Origin of the sequence: Nevskia sp. (genome assembly GCF_051860985.1) — a bacterium.
Lineage (GTDB): Bacteria > Pseudomonadota > Gammaproteobacteria > Nevskiales > Nevskiaceae > Nevskia.
The window spans coordinates 94,339-110,678 of the sequence record NZ_JBIMKV010000006.1; the positions used below are offsets into that span (position 1 = coordinate 94,339).

At 68.9% G+C, this 16,340-nt stretch carries 12 protein-coding genes; 10 read left to right on the plus strand and 2 right to left on the minus strand.

What is annotated here, in order from left to right:
- Position 1: 1 nt before the first annotated feature.
- Together ACTIGJ_RS08000 and ACTIGJ_RS08005 are read right to left on the minus strand one after the other, a co-directional pair.
- Positions 2-886 (minus strand): SDR family oxidoreductase, encoded by an 885-nt coding sequence (locus ACTIGJ_RS08000; RefSeq protein ID WP_439639770.1) that lies wholly within the window; start codon positions 884-886, stop codon positions 2-4.
- Positions 883-2,097 (minus strand): acyl-CoA dehydrogenase family protein, encoded by a 1,215-nt coding sequence (locus ACTIGJ_RS08005; RefSeq protein ID WP_439639771.1) that lies wholly within the window; start codon positions 2,095-2,097, stop codon positions 883-885. The genes ACTIGJ_RS08000 and ACTIGJ_RS08005 overlap by 4 nt, the downstream gene beginning before the upstream one ends.
- A 153-nt stretch (positions 2,098-2,250) precedes the next feature.
- Here ACTIGJ_RS08005 and ACTIGJ_RS08010 point away from each other — a divergent pair, with 153 nt between their 5' ends.
- The 10 genes from ACTIGJ_RS08010 to ACTIGJ_RS08055 all read left to right on the plus strand — a co-directional run bounded on the left by ACTIGJ_RS08010 (position 2,251) and on the right by ACTIGJ_RS08055 (position 16,091).
- Entirely contained in the window at positions 2,251-3,033 is a 783-nt protein-coding gene (locus ACTIGJ_RS08010; RefSeq protein ID WP_439639772.1) for an enoyl-CoA hydratase-related protein, read from the plus strand.
- On the plus strand, positions 3,030-4,814 hold the full coding sequence (locus ACTIGJ_RS08015) for an acyclic terpene utilization AtuA family protein (RefSeq protein WP_439639773.1): 1,785 nt from the start codon (positions 3,030-3,032) through the stop codon (positions 4,812-4,814). The genes ACTIGJ_RS08010 and ACTIGJ_RS08015 overlap by 4 nt, the downstream gene beginning before the upstream one ends.
- A complete protein-coding gene (locus tag ACTIGJ_RS08020; protein ID WP_439639774.1) occupies positions 4,811-5,512 on the plus strand; it encodes a TetR/AcrR family transcriptional regulator in 702 nt (233 codons plus the stop codon). The genes ACTIGJ_RS08015 and ACTIGJ_RS08020 overlap by 4 nt, the downstream gene beginning before the upstream one ends.
- Positions 5,509-7,011 carry an acetyl-CoA carboxylase biotin carboxylase subunit gene (locus ACTIGJ_RS08025; protein WP_439639775.1) on the plus strand — a complete coding sequence of 501 codons (1,503 nt, stop codon included), beginning with the start codon at positions 5,509-5,511 and terminating at the stop codon, positions 7,009-7,011. Before ACTIGJ_RS08020 ends, ACTIGJ_RS08025 begins: the two co-directional genes overlap by 4 nt.
- A gap of 6 nt (positions 7,012-7,017) precedes the next feature.
- The gene (locus tag ACTIGJ_RS08030; RefSeq protein ID WP_439639776.1) at positions 7,018-7,515 is read left to right on the plus strand and encodes an acetyl-CoA carboxylase biotin carboxyl carrier protein subunit; all 498 of its coding nucleotides are present in this window, start codon (positions 7,018-7,020) and stop codon (positions 7,513-7,515) included.
- Positions 7,512-9,119 (plus strand): acyl-CoA carboxylase subunit beta, encoded by a 1,608-nt coding sequence (locus ACTIGJ_RS08035; RefSeq protein ID WP_439639777.1) that lies wholly within the window; start codon positions 7,512-7,514, stop codon positions 9,117-9,119. Before ACTIGJ_RS08030 ends, ACTIGJ_RS08035 begins: the two co-directional genes overlap by 4 nt.
- A 218-nt stretch (positions 9,120-9,337) precedes the next feature.
- On the plus strand, positions 9,338-10,072 hold the full coding sequence (locus tag ACTIGJ_RS08040) for a TetR/AcrR family transcriptional regulator (protein WP_439639778.1): 735 nt from the start codon (positions 9,338-9,340) through the stop codon (positions 10,070-10,072).
- Positions 10,069-11,583 carry an efflux transporter outer membrane subunit gene (locus ACTIGJ_RS08045; RefSeq protein WP_439639779.1) on the plus strand — a complete coding sequence of 505 codons (1,515 nt, stop codon included), beginning with the start codon at positions 10,069-10,071 and terminating at the stop codon, positions 11,581-11,583. Before ACTIGJ_RS08040 ends, ACTIGJ_RS08045 begins: the two co-directional genes overlap by 4 nt.
- Before the next feature lie 76 nt (positions 11,584-11,659).
- Positions 11,660-12,946: an efflux RND transporter periplasmic adaptor subunit gene (locus ACTIGJ_RS08050; protein WP_439639780.1), complete on the plus strand. Its 1,287-nt coding sequence runs from the start codon at positions 11,660-11,662 to the stop codon at positions 12,944-12,946.
- A gap of 34 nt (positions 12,947-12,980) precedes the next feature.
- Positions 12,981-16,091 carry an efflux RND transporter permease subunit gene (locus ACTIGJ_RS08055; protein WP_439639781.1) on the plus strand — a complete coding sequence of 1,037 codons (3,111 nt, stop codon included), beginning with the start codon at positions 12,981-12,983 and terminating at the stop codon, positions 16,089-16,091.
- Positions 16,092-16,340 lie beyond the last annotated feature (249 nt).

Consider the following 16,340-nt stretch of genomic DNA (forward strand, 5'->3'; position numbering starts at 1 on the left):
TTCAGTCCCCGGGCGGCGTTGCGCCCGGCATCGCGTAGTAGTCCGGCCGGCCGGCCGTCCACAGCTCGCCCCAGAGCTTGCCGCCGCCGTCGACGGTCAGCACTTCGCCGGTGATGAAGCTGCCGGACGGTGCGCCCAGATAGACGCAGGCTTCGGCCATCTCCATCGCCGTGCCGGGCCGCCGCATGACATTGGCGCGCGGGAATTCCCGCACCGCTTCCGGCGGGTAGACCGCCAGCCCCTCGGTGGCCGTGAGGCCGGGCGCCACGCAGTTGACGCGGATGCCGAGCGGCGCCCATTCCACCGCCACCGTGCGGCTGGCGCCGATCACGCCGGCCCGCGCCGCCACCGTGTGGGCCACGCCGGGCATGCCGCGCTCGGTGACCACCACGACGTTGACGATGGCGCCGCCCCGGCCGAGTTCGCGCCAGCGCTGGGCAGCGCGCTGCATCATGAACCAGGTGCCGTTGAGGTTGTTGTTGACCACCGCCGACCAGCCTTTCGGCGCGTAGTCGATGGCCGCCTGCGGAAACTGGCCGCCGGCGCTGTTGACCAGCAGGTCCGGCATGCCGAAGGCCGCTTCGGCCTGTTCAAAGAGCGCCAGCACCTGTTCGTGCTCGCGGATGTTGGCGGCCACGCCGACCATCTCCGCCCCCCGGCTGCGGGCGTAGGCAACAACCCGGTCGAGCTTGTCCTGACTGCGCCCGGCAATCACCACGCGGGCGCCGAGCCGGGCCAGCAGCAGCGCAGTGGCGCGGCCGATGCCGCTGCCGCCGCCCGACACCAGCGCCGTCCGGCCCCGGAACAGGTCCGGCCGGTAGACGGTGTCGGCCGCCCACAGCGCGTCCAGTCCGGCGTCCGGCGTCATCGCGGCGGCCGTGCTCATTCGCGCAGCAGCTCTTCGCTGATGATGATCTTGCGCACTTCGCTGGTGCCGGCGCCGATTTCCAGCAGCTTGATCGAGCGGTACAGGCGGTTCACTTCCGATTCCCAGATGTAGCCGTTGCCGCCGTGGATCTGCACGGCCTGGTCGAGCACTCGGTTCATCGTTTCGGCGACATAGAGCACGCCGGCAGCGGTGATCTTGTGGATCTCGCCACGGCCGCCGCCATCGGCTTCCACGGTATTGGCGGCGCGCAGCGTCTGGTAGGTGAACAGGCGCATCGACTCGACCCAGGTGTAGAGATCGGCCAGCTTGGCGCGGATCATCTGGAAGTCCGCGATCGGCCGGCCGAACTGCTTGCGCTGGCGCGCGAAGTCGATCGACAGCTGCAGCGCCCGCTCGGCGATGCCGAGACAGATCGGCGAGATCATCGCCCGCTCCAGGTCGAGGCCGCTCATCACCACCTTGACGCCTTCGTTCTCCTCGCCGACCCGGTTGGCCACCGGCACCCGGCAGTTGTCGAACACCAGCTCGGCGGTCTGGCTGCCGCGGAAGCCCATCTTGATCAGCTTCTGGGCGACCCGGAAACCGGGGAAGTCCTTCTCGACCAGGAACGCCGAGATGCCCTTGGCGCCCCGCTCCTTGTCGGTCTTGGCGTAGACCAGCAGCACGTCGGCCACCGGACCGTTGGTGATGTAGAGCTTGGTGCCGTTCAGCAGGTAGTGATCGCCCTCGCGGACGGCCGTGGTGCGCATCGAGCCGAGCGCGTCCGATCCGGCGCCGGGCTCGGTCAGGCCCAGCGCGCCGATCCGCTCGCCGCTGCACAGGCCGGGCACGTAGCGCGCCTGCTGCTCGGCATTGGCGTTGCGCAGGATGTTGTGCAGGCACAGGTTTTCATGGGCGACCCAGCTCAGGCCCAGGGCATGGTTCCAGCGGCTGAAGGCCTGCAGCACGAGGCCGCTGGCCATCAGGTCCATGCCGGAGCCGCCGAACCGCTCCGGCGCGGTGATGCCGAAGTAGCCGGTCCGGCCGATCAGCGGAAAGGCCTCGGTCGGCCACCATTCCTCGTTGTCCATCCGCTGGGCCAGCGGATACAGCGCCTCGCGGGCGAAGCGGTCGGCGCCGTCGAGGATCGCCTGCTCATCGTTCGAGAGTCCCGAGAACACCTGCGCGAGCGGGCGCTGCTCGCGGTCCAGCCTGCCGTGGTCTGCCATGACGTTCCTGCACGTGCGCGGGCGATGGTCCCGAAAGAAGGGCGGTAGCCGCGCCGCCGCCATCCCGACGACGCGTCGGCATCTTACTGCACAAAAGTGAGGCGGACTCACTTAAGCTTCGACGGACTGCCGCCCCCACCCAGGAACCGCCTCATGTCCGAACCGGTGCTGATCGAGCGTCGTGACCACGTCACCTGGATCACCCTCAACCGCGAGGCGCGCCGCAACGCGCTCAACGAGGACGTCGTGCGGCGCATCGCGGCCGGCATCGATGCCGCCGGCAGCGACGGCCTCAGCCGCGCCATCGTGCTGACCGGCGCCGGCGACAAGGCCTTCTGCGCTGGCGCCGATCTGGCCCGCGACGCCGACGGCAGCGCCTTCACCGCCCGCTTCGCGCAGCCGCGCCATTTCATGGTCGACCTGTTCAAGCGCCTGCTGGACTGCCAGCTGCCGGTGGTCGCCCGGGTCAACGGCCACGCCATGGCCGGCGGCTTCGGCCTGCTCTGCGCCTGCGACATGGCGGTGGCCGCCGACGACATCCGCATCGGCACCACCGAGAGCCGGATCGGCCTGTCGCCGATGATGATCCTGCCGCACATGATGCGGATCCTGCCGCCGCGCCGGCTGCAGGAGATGTGCATCACCGGCGAGCCGTTCAGCTCCCGCGAAGCGCTGGAATGGGGCGTGCTGAACTACGTCGTGCCGCGCGCCGAGCTGGACCACAAGCTCGACTGGCTGCTGGCGCGCATCGTCGACAAGTCGCCGACCGCTATCCGCCTCGGCAAGCACGCGTTCAACGCGATGCGCGACATGAGCCTCGGCGAGGCGATGGAAGTCGCCCAGGTGATGATCCACGGCATGTCCAGCACCGAGGACGCCCGCGAAGGACGGGCGGCGTTCCAGGAAAAACGGGTGCCGGTGTGGACCGGACGATGAGCGACCCGGTGCGGATCGGCTGCGGCGCCGGCTTCTGGGGCGACAGCAGCGAGGGCCCGTCGCAGCTGGTGGCGACCGGCGATCTCGATTTCCTGGTGCTCGACTACCTGGCCGAAATCACCATGTCGCTGCTGGCGCGGGCCCGCGCCAAGGACCCGCAGGCCGGCTACGCCACCGATTTCCCGGAGCTGGTCGCGCGCCTCGCGCCGCAGCTCAAGACCCACGGCATCCGGGTCATCTCCAATGCCGGCGGCGTCAACCCGCAGGCCTGCCGGGCCGCGATCGAACAGCGCCTGGCCGCGCTCGGCATCCACCTCAAGGTCGCCATCGTCACCGGCGACGATCTGCTGCCGCGTGCCGCCGAATTCGCCGACCGCCGGGAAATGGCCAGCGGCGCGCCGCTGCCGGCCTCGCTGTGGAGCATGAACGCCTATCTCGGCGCGTTCCCGATCGCCGCCGCGCTCGATGCCGGCGCCGACATCGTGCTGACCGGCCGCTGCGTCGACAGCGCCGAAACACTCGGCGCGCTGATCCACCGGTTCCGCTGGACAGCGCAGGATTTCGATCTGCTGGCCGCCGGCAGCCTTGCCGGCCACGTCATCGAATGCGGCGCCCAGGCCACCGGCGGCATCGCCACCGACTGGCGCAGCGTGGTCGACGACTGGGATCGCATGGGCTTTCCGATCGTCGTCTGCCAGCCGGACGGCCGCTTCACCGTCACCAAGCCGGACGGCAGCGGCGGGCGGGTGACACCGGAGACAGTCGCCGAGCAGATCGTCTACGAGATCGGCGATCCGGCGGCCTACCTGCTGCCCGATGTCAGCTGCGATTTCCGCGCCGTGCAGCTGCGCCAGACCGGCCCCAACGAAGTCGAGGTCAGCGGGGCACGGGGCAGCGCGCCGACCGATTGCTACAAGGTGTCCGCGACCTGGCAGGACGGCTACCGAAGCGGCGGCACGATGATGATCGGCGGCGTCGATGCCGTGGCCAAGGCCGAAGCGGTGGCGGCGGCGATCCTGCGCCGCACCCGCCGGCTGTTCACCGAGCGTGGCCTGGCCGACTACCGGCGCGCCGATGTCGAACTGCTCGGCACCGAAAGCAACTGGGGCGCGAACGGCCGCCGCCGCGATACCCGCGAGCTGATCCTGAAGCTCAACGTCCATCACGACCAGCGCGCGGCGCTGGAGATCTTCAGCCGCGAGTTCATTCCGCCGGCCACCGCGATGGCGCAGGGCATCACCGGCTTTGCCGGCGGCCGGCCGTCGACCACGCCGATGGTGCGGCTGTTCTCCTGTCTGGTGCCGAAATCGGCAGTGCCGGCGTTCATCGACGGCCAGCCGTACGTTCCGCCGGTCGTCCGATACGGCGAGCCGCTGCGCTCGCCGCCGTCGGCGGAGCCACCGCCTGTCGTCGATGACGCCAGCACCACGGTGCCGCTGATCGCGCTGGCCTACGGCCGCAGCGGCGACAAGGGCGATCTCTGCAACATCGGCGTGCTGGCGCGGCAGCCGGCCTTCCTGCCGCTGCTGCAGGCCCAGCTGACGGCCGACGCAGTGCGCCGCTACCTGGGCCATTTCGTGCGCGGCCGCGCCGAGCGCTTCGACTGGCCCGGCCTCGGCGGCTTCAACTTCGTGCTGCACGAGGCGCTGGGCGGCGGCGGCACGGCATCGCTGCGGCACGACCCGCAGGGCAAGCTGATGGCGCAGATCCTGATGGACTTCCCGATCACCGTGCCGCGCGCCTGGTGTGCGGCAGGCGGGCCGCTGGCATCGACACCGTGAGCGGTCGCAAAGCACGCCGCCCGGCCGCCGTGCGGCCACCGGCCACGCGGCGGGCGCGGGCCGAAAGGGTCGAGGAAATCCTCGACGCTGCCCGCGCGCTGTTCTGCGAAAAGGGTTACGCGCAGACGGCGGTCAGCGAGATCGCCGCCCGCGTCGGCGTCGTCGAAGGGCTGGTGTTCAAGTACTTCCCGAGCAAGCGCGCGCTGCTGCTGGAGGTGCTGGTGCACTGGTACGACACGCTGTTCGACGACTGCAGCCGCGAGCTGGCGACACTGGCCACGCCGACCGAACGGCTGCGGCGGGTCATCGTGCGGCATCTCGGCGCGATCGCGGCCAATCCGCTGCTGTGCCGGCTGATGTTCCTCGAAGTCCGCTCCGAGCACGACTACCACGGCTCCGCGCTGCACGCCCGCAACCGCCGCTACACCGAGTTGCTGGTCGGCGTGCTGGCGCAGGGCATCGCCGACGGCAGCTTCCGCAGCGATCTGCCGCTGCCGCTGCTGCGCGACCTGGTCTACGGCGGCATCGAACACCTGTCGTGGAACTACCTCTGCGGCCGCGGCACGCTGGACGTCGACAGCCTCGCCACGCAGCTGGTGAGCCTGGTGCTCGACGGCCTGCGCATGCCCGCTGCCGCCCCGCCCGCAGCCCGGCGCCCAACCACCGCCGTTGCCGATTCCGGAGTCCCCCGCCGATGAACCCCGACACCGCGCCGCCAAGCTGGCCGTTCACCACCGTACTGGTCGCCAATCGCGGCGAGATCGCGGTGCGGGTGCTGCGCACGCTGCAGGCGCTGGGCCTGCGCGGCGCGGTGGTGTTCCATGCCGCTGATCGCGGCACGGCGGCCGTGCGGATGGCGGACGTTGCCATCGAGATCAGCGGCCCGACGCCGGTCGCCGCCTATCTCGATGGCGCGCAGATCATTGCCGCCGCGCAGTCCTGCGGCGCTGGCGCGATCCATCCGGGCTACGGCTTCCTGTCCGAGAATCGCGGCTTCTGCGCGGCAGTCGAAGCTGCCGGGCTGCGCTTCATCGGCCCGACGCCGGAGCAGATCGACCTGATGGGCGACAAGGTGCGCGCCCGCAACTTCGTGCAGCAGGCCGGCTTTCCGGTGGCGCCGAGTGCCATCGAGGACGACGACCCGGCGACGTTCGTCGAACGCTCGCGTGCGGTCGGGGCGCCGCTGCTGATCAAGCCCTCGGCCGGCGGCGGCGGCAAGGGCATGCGCATCGTCCGCGACCTGGGCCAGCTGGAAGCCGAGATCGAGCGCGCCCGCAGCGAAGGGAGCCGGTACTTCGGCGACGGCCGGCTGTACTGCGAGCGCTACATCGAGCAGCCCCGCCATATCGAGGTGCAGGTGCTCGGCGATGGCCAGGGCAATGTCGTGCATGTGTTCGAGCGCGAATGCTCGGTGCAGCGGCGCTTCCAGAAGATCGTCGAGGAAACGCCGTCGCCGGCGCTGACACCGGCGCTGCGTGCGCGCATCTGCGATACCGCTGCCGGCATCGCCCGGGCGATCGGCTATCGCAATGCCGGCACCGTGGAGTTCATCTTCGCGCCCGATGGCACCTTCTACTTCCTGGAAATGAACACCCGGCTGCAGGTCGAGCATCCGGTGACCGAAGCGATCACCGGCATCGACCTGGTGCGCCAGCAGCTGCGCATCGCCGCTGGCGAGACGCTGGGCTTCACGCAGGCGGACATCACCGCCAGCGGCCACGCGATCGAGTTCCGCATCTACGCCGAGGATGCGGCGCGTGGCTACACGCCGACCACCGGGCCGATCCTGAAACTGCAGCCGCCGCAGGGCGAGGGCGTGCGCTGGGACAGCGGCGTGCTGCAGGGCGGTGACGTGACCAGCGCCTTCGATCCGATGATCGCCAAGCTGATCGTGCACGGCGCCACCCGCGAGCAGGCCATTGCCCGCGGCGATGCCGCGCTGCGCGACACCGTGCTACTCGGCTGCAAGACCAATACGGCGTTCCTGCGCCGGCTGATCGCCCATCCGGCCTTCGTTGCCGGCGATGTCCACACCGGCTTTCTCGACGCCCATCCCGAGATCGCCGCCGAGCCGGCGCTGGCCGACGACACGATTCACGCGCTGCTGGCCGTCGCCAGCCTGAGCACCCGGCCGCTGCGTGACGCGGCCGATGCCATCCCCGACCTGCACGCCGCAATCGGCGCCTGGAGGAACTGAAAGGCCATGGAACACCGCTTCCGGCTCGGCGATGCCGAGCATCCCGTCGCGCTGTCGCGCAGCCCGCAGGCCTATCGCCTGCATGTCGGCGACACACGGCTGGACATCCGGCTCGATCCGGCAGCGGACGGCCGCGCCCGGCTTGTTGTCGGCGATCGCGCGTTCGAGGTGGTGATCGCCACGCACGGCGACGAGGTGTTCGTGCACCTCGACGGCGAAGCCCACGTGCTGCGCTACCAGCACCCGCTGGATCGACTCGCCGCCCAGTCCGGCGGCAGCGCCGATGACCGCATCAGCGCGCCGATGCCGGGCAGCATCGTCAGCCTGGCGGTGCAGGTCGGCGAGACCGTCAGCCGGGGCCAGACCCTGCTGGTGATGGAGAGCATGAAGATGGAAACCACGCTGCTGGCCCCGCGCGATGGCGTGGTGGCCGCCATCCGCTTCGACAAGGCGCAGAGCTTCGATCGCGACGCCGTGCTGCTGGAACTGGAGCCGCAGGCATGAGGCGCATCGAATCCCGGATCAATCCGGCGTCGGCCGAATTCCAGGCCAACGCCGCCCACCACCGCGCGCTCGCCGAGGCGTTCCGCGAGAAGCAGCGCGCCGCCCGCGAGGACCGCCCGCAGCGCGACATCGACCGCCTGCGCAGCCAGGACAAGCGGCTGGTGCGCGAGCGGCTGGCCCTGCTGCTCGACCCCGGCACGCCGTTCCTGGAGTTCTCCTCGCTGGCCGCCAACGAGGCTTACGACGGCGAGGTGCCGGGTGCTGGCTGCGTCACCGGCATCGGCATCGTCTCAGGACGGGAATGCGTGATCAGCGCCGGCGATGCCAGCGTCAAGGGCGGGGCCTGGTACCCGCTGACCGTCAAGAAGATCATCCGCGCGCTCGACATCGCGCTCGAGAACCGCCTGCCGGTCGTGCACCTCTGCGATTCGGCCGGCGGCTTCCTGCCGCTGCAGGCCGATCTGTTCGCCGACAAGCAGATGGCCGGCCGGATCTTCCGCAACCAGTGCCTGCTGTCGAAGCTGGGCGTGCAGCAGGTCAGCGTTGTGCTGGGTCACTGCACGGCCGGCGGCGCCTATGTGCCGGCGCTGTCGGACTACAACGTCATCGTGCGCGGCACCGGCGCGATCTTCCTGGCCGGGCCGCCGCTGGTGAAGGCCGCCACCGGCGAGGAGAACACGGTCGACGAACTCGGCGGCTGCGACATGCATACCCGCGTTTCCGGCACCGCCGACTATCCGGCCGGCAGCGAGGAGGAGGCCATCGCCATCGCCCGCGACATCGTCGCCCAGTTCAAGCAGCCGCAGAAGACCGTGATCGGCTGGCAGCCGCCGGAAGCGCCGTTCTATCCGGCCGAGGAGCTGTACGGCATCCTGCCGCGCGACATCAAGCAGCAGTTCGACATCCGCGAAGTGATCGCCCGGCTCGTCGATGGCTCGCGCTTCCACGAATACCAGCCGAACTACGGCCAGACGCTGGTCTGCGGCTACGCCCACCTGTGGGGCTACAAGGTCGGCATCCTCGGCAACAACGGCGTGCTGTTCAACGACAGCTCGCTGAAAGGCGCGCACTTCATCGAGCTGTGCAACCAGAACCGCACGCCGCTGATCTTCCTGCAGAACATCACCGGCTTCATGGTCGGCCGCGAGTACGAGCGGCGCGGCATCACCAAGGACGGCGCCAAGATGATCATGGCGGTGTCCTGCAGCGAGGTGCCGAAGTTCACGGTGATGTGCAACGGCAGCTTCGGCGCCGGCAACTACGGCATGAGCGGCCGCGCCTTCGACAGCCGTTTCCTGTTCAGCTGGCCGCAGTCGCAGATCAGCGTGATGGGCGCCGAACAGGCCGCCAACACGCTGGCCGACGTCAAGATCCGCCAGCTGGCCAAACAGGGCCGCCAGCTCGGCGAGGCCGACATCGCCGCCATCCGCGATCCGGTGCTGGCCGAGTTCAAGCGCAAGCAGAGCGCCTACTGGTCGACCTCGGAAATCTGGGACGACGGCATGCTCGATCCGGTCGACACCCGCAACGCGCTCGGCATCGCCATCAGCGCCGCGCTCAATGCCCCGATCGCCGACCCGCGCTACGGCGTGTTCCGGATGTGAACTTCGCGGGTGTCGCCGTGTCCACCGCCCGGTGACCCGGTGATGCCGCAATCGCTCCGATTGCCCGCTGGCAGCTGAGGCGGCTGTCGGCTCGGGCGATGCGCAGCCGGGGGCAAGCCCCTGCGGTCTTCCACTGTCATGACAATGTCGCGCGGCACCGCTAGTATCTGACCGACCGATCGGTTAGTCTTGCCGCCCGTCCATCCGCGCAGTGCCCGATGCCGCCTCTACCCGACCTTGCCAGCGGCGCCCGCGCGATCCTCGAAGCCGCGACGATCGCCTTTGCGCGCGCCGGTTTCGATTCGGTGTCGATCGCCGACATCGCCGCCCAGGCCGGGGTCAGCAAGGCCAACATCTTTCATCACTTCAAGTCGAAGGAAGCGCTGCACCAGGGCGTGCTGCGGGAAGCCTGCAAGGGCCATGCGGAATTCGCCGAAGCGCTGCTGGCGCGCACCGACCTGGGCAGCGTCGACAAGCTGCGGGAACTGATCCGCTTCGATTTCGACGATGCCTTCACCAACGAGCTGAACACCCACCTGGTGGTCCGCGAAGTGCTGAACACCGGCTGCTGCGCCGGTCGCGATCTGGTCGAGCCGGTGTTCATGCGCAACTTCAACGCCGTGGTCGGCATCATCCGGCAGGGGCAGGCGAACGGCGCATTCGCGGCCGACATCGACCCGTCCACCGTCACGCTGATGATCGGCGCGACGGTGATGCTGTTCTTCCAGAACCGGCAGATCCTGGACCGCTTCCCGGGCCTGCAGGTCGGCGCCGATCCCGACACCTACGCCGAGCTCGTGTTCCGCACGGTGCTCGGCGGCGTCATCGCGGCACCGCGCACGCCGGCAACGACGCCGGCCACCCAAGCCACGAAGCCGAAGGCCCGCACCGACACGCGCCGCAAACCGCGCGTGCCGGGTTCCACCGCAACGAAAACGAGACCGAAAGCATGACCCGCACTGCATGGAGCGCGGCCCTGGTATTGCCGTTGGCGCTGCTGGCCGGCTGCGCCGTGGGGCCGGATTTCAAGTCGCCGCCGGTGCCCGGCGCCGACGAGAAGCTGAGCCTGACGCCGCTGCCGGCCGCAACCGTGAGCGCCGACGTGGCCGGTGGCGAAGCCCAGCGCTTCCTCGACAACGCGCCGGTGTCGGCGCGCTGGTGGGAGCTCTACGGCTCGCCGGAGCTCAACGCCCTGGTCAACGATGCGCTGCGCGCCAGCCCGTCAATCGCCTCGGCGCAGGCGGCGCTGCGCTCGGCGCAGGCCAATGCCCGCGCCCGCTACAGCGACCTGTTCCCCGATGCCAGCCTCGATTTCAACGGCACCCGCCAGAAGATCGACTTCGGCAGCTTCGGCCAGCCGGGCGGCGGCGGGCTGATCTACAACCTGTTCAACGCGTCGGTGAACGTCAGCTACGGGCTGGACCTGTGGGGCGGCACGCGGCGCGGCGTGGAGGCGGCGAAGGCATCGGCCGAGGCCCGCGAGCACGAGCTGACGGCGGCTTACCAGACGCTGATCGGCAATGTCGTGACCACCGCGATCACCGTGGCCGAGAACGATCTGCTGGCCGATGGCGCCCGCATTCTCGTGCAGGACCAGACGGCGCGCGTGGCGATCGCCCGCCGCCAGCGCGAGCTGGGCGCGATCACCACCGCCGAGGTCGCGGTGATCGAAGGCCAGCTGGCCAACGAGCAGGTGTCGCTGTCGACCTACGAGCAGCGGGCGCAGGCCGCCCGCACGCAGCTGGCCGTGTATCTGGGCCGGACGCCGGGCTCGGCGGCAGCGGTCGACCTGAAGCTGGTGTCGCTGAAGCTGCCGACCGAGATTCCGGTCAGCCTGCCGTCGACGCTGGTGCGCCAGCGGCCCGACCTGCGCGCGGCCGAAGCCGGCCTGCACGAGGCCGCCGCGAAGATCGGCGTGGCCACCGCCAACCAGCTGCCGCAGATCTCGCTGAGCGCCAACCTGGGTACCCAGGCGACCAAGATCGGCGACCTGTTCAGCAACAACATCTGGTCGATCGGCACGGCGGTGACCCAGCCGCTGTTCCGCGCCGGCGAGCTGTCGGCGCTGAAGAAGGCGGCGATCGCCGACTACGAGAAGGCCGAGGCCGATTACCGGCTGACCGTGCTCAACGCGTTCCGCAACGTTGCCGATTCGCTGCAGGCGCTGCAGTCCAACGCCAGCCTGCTGGGCGCCTACGCCAACGCCGCCAAGGCCGCCGAGATCTCCTACCAGAACGCCGACCGGCAGCACGCGCTGGGCGCCGGCACCGCCACCGAGAAAGCCCGGCTGCATGCCGAGCTGACCCGCGCGCGCGCTGGCTACTACGTGACCGTGGCCAGCCGCCTGCGCGACACCGCCGCGCTGCACATCGCGCTCGGCGGCGACTGGGACACCGAGGTCAACGCGGCCCTGCCGGCACCGGCGCCGGCCACCCAGGCCGCACTCGCCGCACCGGCCCGCTGACCGCGCGCCCGTCACCCGCAATCCGCACGCATCCAGACCCCTCGGCCGCATCCGGTCGATTTCGGAGAAGTACCCCATGAAGCGCTGGCTCACCCTGATTGGCGTTGTTGTCGTCCTGATTCTCGTCATCGGCGGCATCAAGGCATTGCAGGTCAAGAAAACCCTCGCCGGCTATGCCGCGATGCCGGAACCGCAGTCGGCCGTGTCGACCGCCAAGGCCGAATTCCAGGACTGGTCGACGGAACTGCCGGTGGTCGGCAGCTTGCGCGCCGTACGCGGTGTGGAGCTGGCCAACGAGCTGGCCGGCACCGTGGAAGCAGTGGGCTTCCGCTCTGGCGAGGACGTCAAGGCCGGCGCGCCGCTGCTGCAGCTGGTGGCCGATGCCGACCGCGCCAAGCTGCGCTCGCTGGAAGCCAATGCCGAACTGGCCGCGCTGAACGCTACCCGCGACAAGCTGCAGTTCGAGGCCGAAGCGATTTCCCGCGCCGCCTACGAGAACAGCGTGGCCACCGCCAAGTCGGCGAAGGCAGCGGTCGAGGAGCAGCGGGCGCTGGTCGCCAAGATGGCGATCCGCGCGCCGTTCGCCGGCCGGCTCGGTATCTCCACGGTCAACCGCGGCCAGTACCTGGCGGCCGGTGCCAACGTGGTAACCCTGCAGCAGCTCGATCCGATCTACGCCGACTTCAACCTGCCGCAGCAGCAGCTGGCGCAGCTGAAGGTCGGGGAAACCGTGAAGGCGACCATCGACAGCTTCCCGGGCACGGTGTTCGAAGGCACGATCAGCGCGATCAACCCGATCGTCGATACCGAAACCCGCAACGTCCGCGTGCAGGCGACGATCGCCAATCCCGAGCAGCGCCTGCTGCCCGGCATGTTCGCCGACCTGCGCGTGTCGATCGGCAAGCCGCAGCGCTACCTGACCCTGCCGCAGACCGCGATCACCTTCAATCCGTACGGCGAAACGGTGTTCGTGGTGGTCAAGCGCGGCGAGGAGAACGCGCCCGATCCGAACCTGCCGGCGACGCTGGCCAAGAACCAGGCGCTCGACAAGATCGACGCCGAGCAGCGCGCCGCCGATGCCGCCAAGGCTGCTGCCGCCAAGGGCGAGAAGGCCGCCGCAGCCCCGGCCGCCGCGCCGGCCAAGCCGGTCGACCCGAACGCGCCGCCGGTGCTGGTGGCCCGTCAGGTGTTCGTGGTGTCCGGCCCGAAGCGCGGCGATCAGGTGGCGATCCTGTCCGGCCTGAAGGAAGGCGACGAGGTGGTCACCACCGGCCAGCTGAAGCTGCGCAACGGCACCCGCGTCAACATCAACAACGCCGTGCAGCCGAGCTTCGACGCCAACCCGCAGCCGAAGGACCAGTGAGCGCGCCCGCGCGCCTCACCGAGGACAAGTCCGCATGAAATTCACTGATCTGTTCATCAAGAAGCCGGTGCTGGCGACCGTCATCAGCCTGCTGATCCTGGTGCTCGGCATCCGCTCGATGCTGAGCCTGCCGGTACGCCAGTATCCGCAGACCGAGAACGCCACGGTCACCGTGTCGACGGTCTACTACGGCGCCAACCCGGATGTGGTGGCCGGCTTCATCACCACGCCGATCGAGGCAGCCGTGGCGCAGGCGCAGGGCATCGACTACATGACCTCGTCGTCGTCGACCGGCATCTCCACCGTCACCGCCACGCTGGCGTTGAACTACGACTCCAACCGCGCGCTCAGCGAAATCAACACCAAGGTGCAGTCGGTGCTGAACGCGCTTCCGCCGGAAGCGCAGCAGCCGACGCTGGCCGTGCAGGTCGGCGAGCAGATCGACTCGCTGTACATGGGCTTTTCCAGCGACACGCTGCCGCAGAACCAGATCACCGACTACCTGATCCGCGTCGTCCAGCCGAAGCTGCAGTCGGTGGCCGGCGTGAAGCTGGTGTCGATCCTCGGCGGCCGCCAGTTCGCGCTGCGCGCCTGGCTGGACCCGCAGCGGCTGGCCGCGTTCGGGGTGACCTCCACCGATGTCACCACGGCGCTGGCGGCCAACAACTACCTGTCGGCACTCGGCACCACCAAGGGCCAGATGATCAGCGTCGATCTGACGGCCGGCACCGATCTGCACTCGGTCGACGAGTTCAAGAACCTCGTCATCAAGAACAAGGGCAGCGCGCTGGTGCGGCTGCAGGATGTCGCCACGGTGACGCTGGGCGCAGAGAACTACGACGCCTCGACGCGCTTCGACGGCAAGCAGTCGGTGTTCATCGGCATCAAGGTGGCGCCGGACGCCAACTCGCTGACCGTGATCAAGGACGTGCGCAAGGTGTTCCCGGACATCCTCGCGGAGATGCCGGAAGGCATCCACGGCGAGATTTCCTATGACGCCACGGCCTACATCCGCGCCTCGATCAGCGAAGTGCAGAAGACGCTGATCGAAGCGCTGCTGATCGTCACCGTGGTGATCTTCCTGTTCCTGGGCAGCTTCCGCTCGGTGCTGATCCCGGTGGTGGCGATGCCGCTCAGCTTGATCGGCGGCTTCTTCGTGATGCTGGTGCTCGGCTACTCGATCAACCTGCTGACCCTGCTGGCGCTGGTGCTGGCGATCGGCCTCGTGGTGGACGACGCGATCATCGTCGTCGAGAACGTCGACCGCCACATGAAGCTCGGCAAGAAGCCGATGCAGGCGGCGCTGATCGCCGCCCGCGAGCTGGCCGGGCCGATCATCGCGATCTCGGTGGTGCTGATCGCGGTCTACGTGCCGATCGGCTTCCAGGGCGGACTCACCGGCGTGCTGTTCTCGGAGTTCGCGTTCACGCTGGCCGGCGCGGTCGGCGTGTCGGCGGTGGTGGCGCTGACGCTGTCGCCGATGATGGCCGGCGCCTTCTTCAAGGACGACCACGGCTCCAACAAGCTGGTGCAGGCGATCGACCGCAACTTCGAGAAGTTCTCCAGCGTCTACCGCCAGCTGCTCGGCAGCCTGCTGGGTGCCTGGAAGCTGGTGGTCGGCTTCGGCTTCACGATCATCGCGCTGCTGGTGCTGATGATGACGGCCCCGGGCTTCTTCGGCGGCGTGCTCGCCACCGGCGAACTGGCACCGGCCGAAGACCAGGGCTTCCTGTTCTATATCTCCTCGGCGGCGCCGAATGCCTCGGCCAAGCAGATGCTGACCTACACCGACCAGATGTACGGGATCATCAAGGACACGCCGGAATACGCCAACGCCTTCCAGATCTCCAGCGAAGGGCAGCTGAACTCGGCGATCGGCGGCTTCGTCATGAAGCCCTACGAGGAACGCAGCCGCAAGATCGCCGACATCAATGTCGACCTGCAGACCCGCAGCAGCCAGAAGGTGGCCGGCGCCAACGTGTTCTGGGTCAATCCGCCGTCACTGCCGGGTGCCGGCCAGGGCCTGCCGATCCAGTTCGTGATCAACACCACCGAGCCGTTCTCCAAGCTCTACGAGGTGTCGCAGGCGCTGATCGCCAAGGCCCAGGCCACCGGCAAGTTCTACGTGCTCGACAACGGCCTGAAGATCGACAAGCCGCAAACCACCGTCACCGTGGACCGCGACAAGGTCGCCGCACTGGGCCTGACCATGCGCGAAGTCGGCGGCACGCTCGGCTCGCTGCTGGGCGGCGGCTACGTCAACTACTTCTCGATCGCCGGCCGCTCCTACAAGGTGATTCCGCAGGTCACCGAATCCGAGCGCCTGAACGCCGGCCAGCTCGATGGCTACTACCTGCGTGCCGCCAGCGGCGAGCTGATTCCGGCCTCCACCGTGATCAGCTTCAAGACCGAAACCGTGCCGCAGTCGATCCCGCACTTCCAGCAGCTGAACTCGGCCACCATCGGTGCCGTGTTCGGCGGCACCCAGGGCGAGGCGCTGGCGCTGCTGAACCAGCTGGCCAAGGAAACGCTGCCGGCCGGCTTCACCATCGACTACGCCGGCGAGTCGCGCCAGTACGTCAAGGAATCGGGTGGCTTCCTGGTCACGCTTTCCTTCGCGCTGATCATCATCTTCCTGGTGCTGGCCGCACAGTTCGAAAGCTTCCGCGACCCGCTGATCGTGATGATGTCGGTGCCGATGGCAATCTTCGGCGCGGTGGTGTTCCTGTTCCTCGGCTTCGCCACGCTGAACGTCTACACCCAGGTCGGTCTGGTGACGCTCGTGGGCCTGATCGCCAAGCACGGCATCCTGATCGTGGAGTTCGCCAACCAGCAGCGCGTGATGGGCAAGTCGAAGCTCGAAGCGATCGAGATCGCCTCCGAAACCCGCCTGCGCCCGATCCTGATGACCACCGCCGCGATGGTGCTCGGCGTCATGCCGCTGGTGATCGCCGACGGCGCCGGTGCCGTCGGCCGCAACCACATGGGTCTGGTGATCGCCACCGGCATCTCGATCGGCACGCTGTTCACGCTGTTCGTGGTGCCGGCGATGTATCTGTGGCTGGCGTCGGACCACGTGAAGCCGGCCACCGCTGCCGATGCCGACGACGACGGCGAACTGGCGCTGGCCGATGTGCGGCACTGAGGGCGAAACACGCCGATGCCATCGCGCCTGCGATGGCCTGATGTGACGTGACGTGATGTGAAGACAAGCCCCGGCCGCTCGCGCTGCCGGGGCTTTTTCTTTTCAAGGGCGCTTGCGTGCTTTGCAGCGTCAGCAGCAGGCTGCCGCGCCCGGCACGGACTGCGACGGGCACCGGCGAGTCGGCTTCGCGCCGTCATGGTTGAAAAGCGGCATCGGACGATGACGTGCAAGGTCATCGCCGCGCGGGCC

Bases quoted from the DNA above. Each gene is read 5' to 3' on its own strand.
- ACTIGJ_RS08045 (WP_439639779.1), top strand. From the start codon at position 10,069: ATGACCCGCACTGCATGGAGCGCGGCCCTGGTATTGCCGTTGGCGCTG.
- ACTIGJ_RS08015 (WP_439639773.1), top strand. From the start codon at position 3,030: ATGAGCGACCCGGTGCGGATCGGCTGCGGCGCCGGCTTCTGGGGCGAC.
- ACTIGJ_RS08010 (WP_439639772.1), top strand. From the start codon at position 2,251: ATGTCCGAACCGGTGCTGATCGAGCGTCGTGACCACGTCACCTGGATC.
- ACTIGJ_RS08035 (WP_439639777.1), top strand. From the start codon at position 7,512: ATGAGGCGCATCGAATCCCGGATCAATCCGGCGTCGGCCGAATTCCAG.
- ACTIGJ_RS08025 (WP_439639775.1), top strand. From the start codon at position 5,509: ATGAACCCCGACACCGCGCCGCCAAGCTGGCCGTTCACCACCGTACTG.
- ACTIGJ_RS08030 (WP_439639776.1), top strand. From the start codon at position 7,018: ATGGAACACCGCTTCCGGCTCGGCGATGCCGAGCATCCCGTCGCGCTG.
- ACTIGJ_RS08040 (WP_439639778.1), top strand. From the start codon at position 9,338: ATGCCGCCTCTACCCGACCTTGCCAGCGGCGCCCGCGCGATCCTCGAA.
- ACTIGJ_RS08000 (WP_439639770.1), bottom strand. From the start codon at position 886: ATGAGCACGGCCGCCGCGATGACGCCGGACGCCGGACTGGACGCGCTG.
- ACTIGJ_RS08050 (WP_439639780.1), top strand. From the start codon at position 11,660: ATGAAGCGCTGGCTCACCCTGATTGGCGTTGTTGTCGTCCTGATTCTC.
- ACTIGJ_RS08055 (WP_439639781.1), top strand. From the start codon at position 12,981: ATGAAATTCACTGATCTGTTCATCAAGAAGCCGGTGCTGGCGACCGTC.
- ACTIGJ_RS08005 (WP_439639771.1), bottom strand. From the start codon at position 2,097: ATGGCAGACCACGGCAGGCTGGACCGCGAGCAGCGCCCGCTCGCGCAG.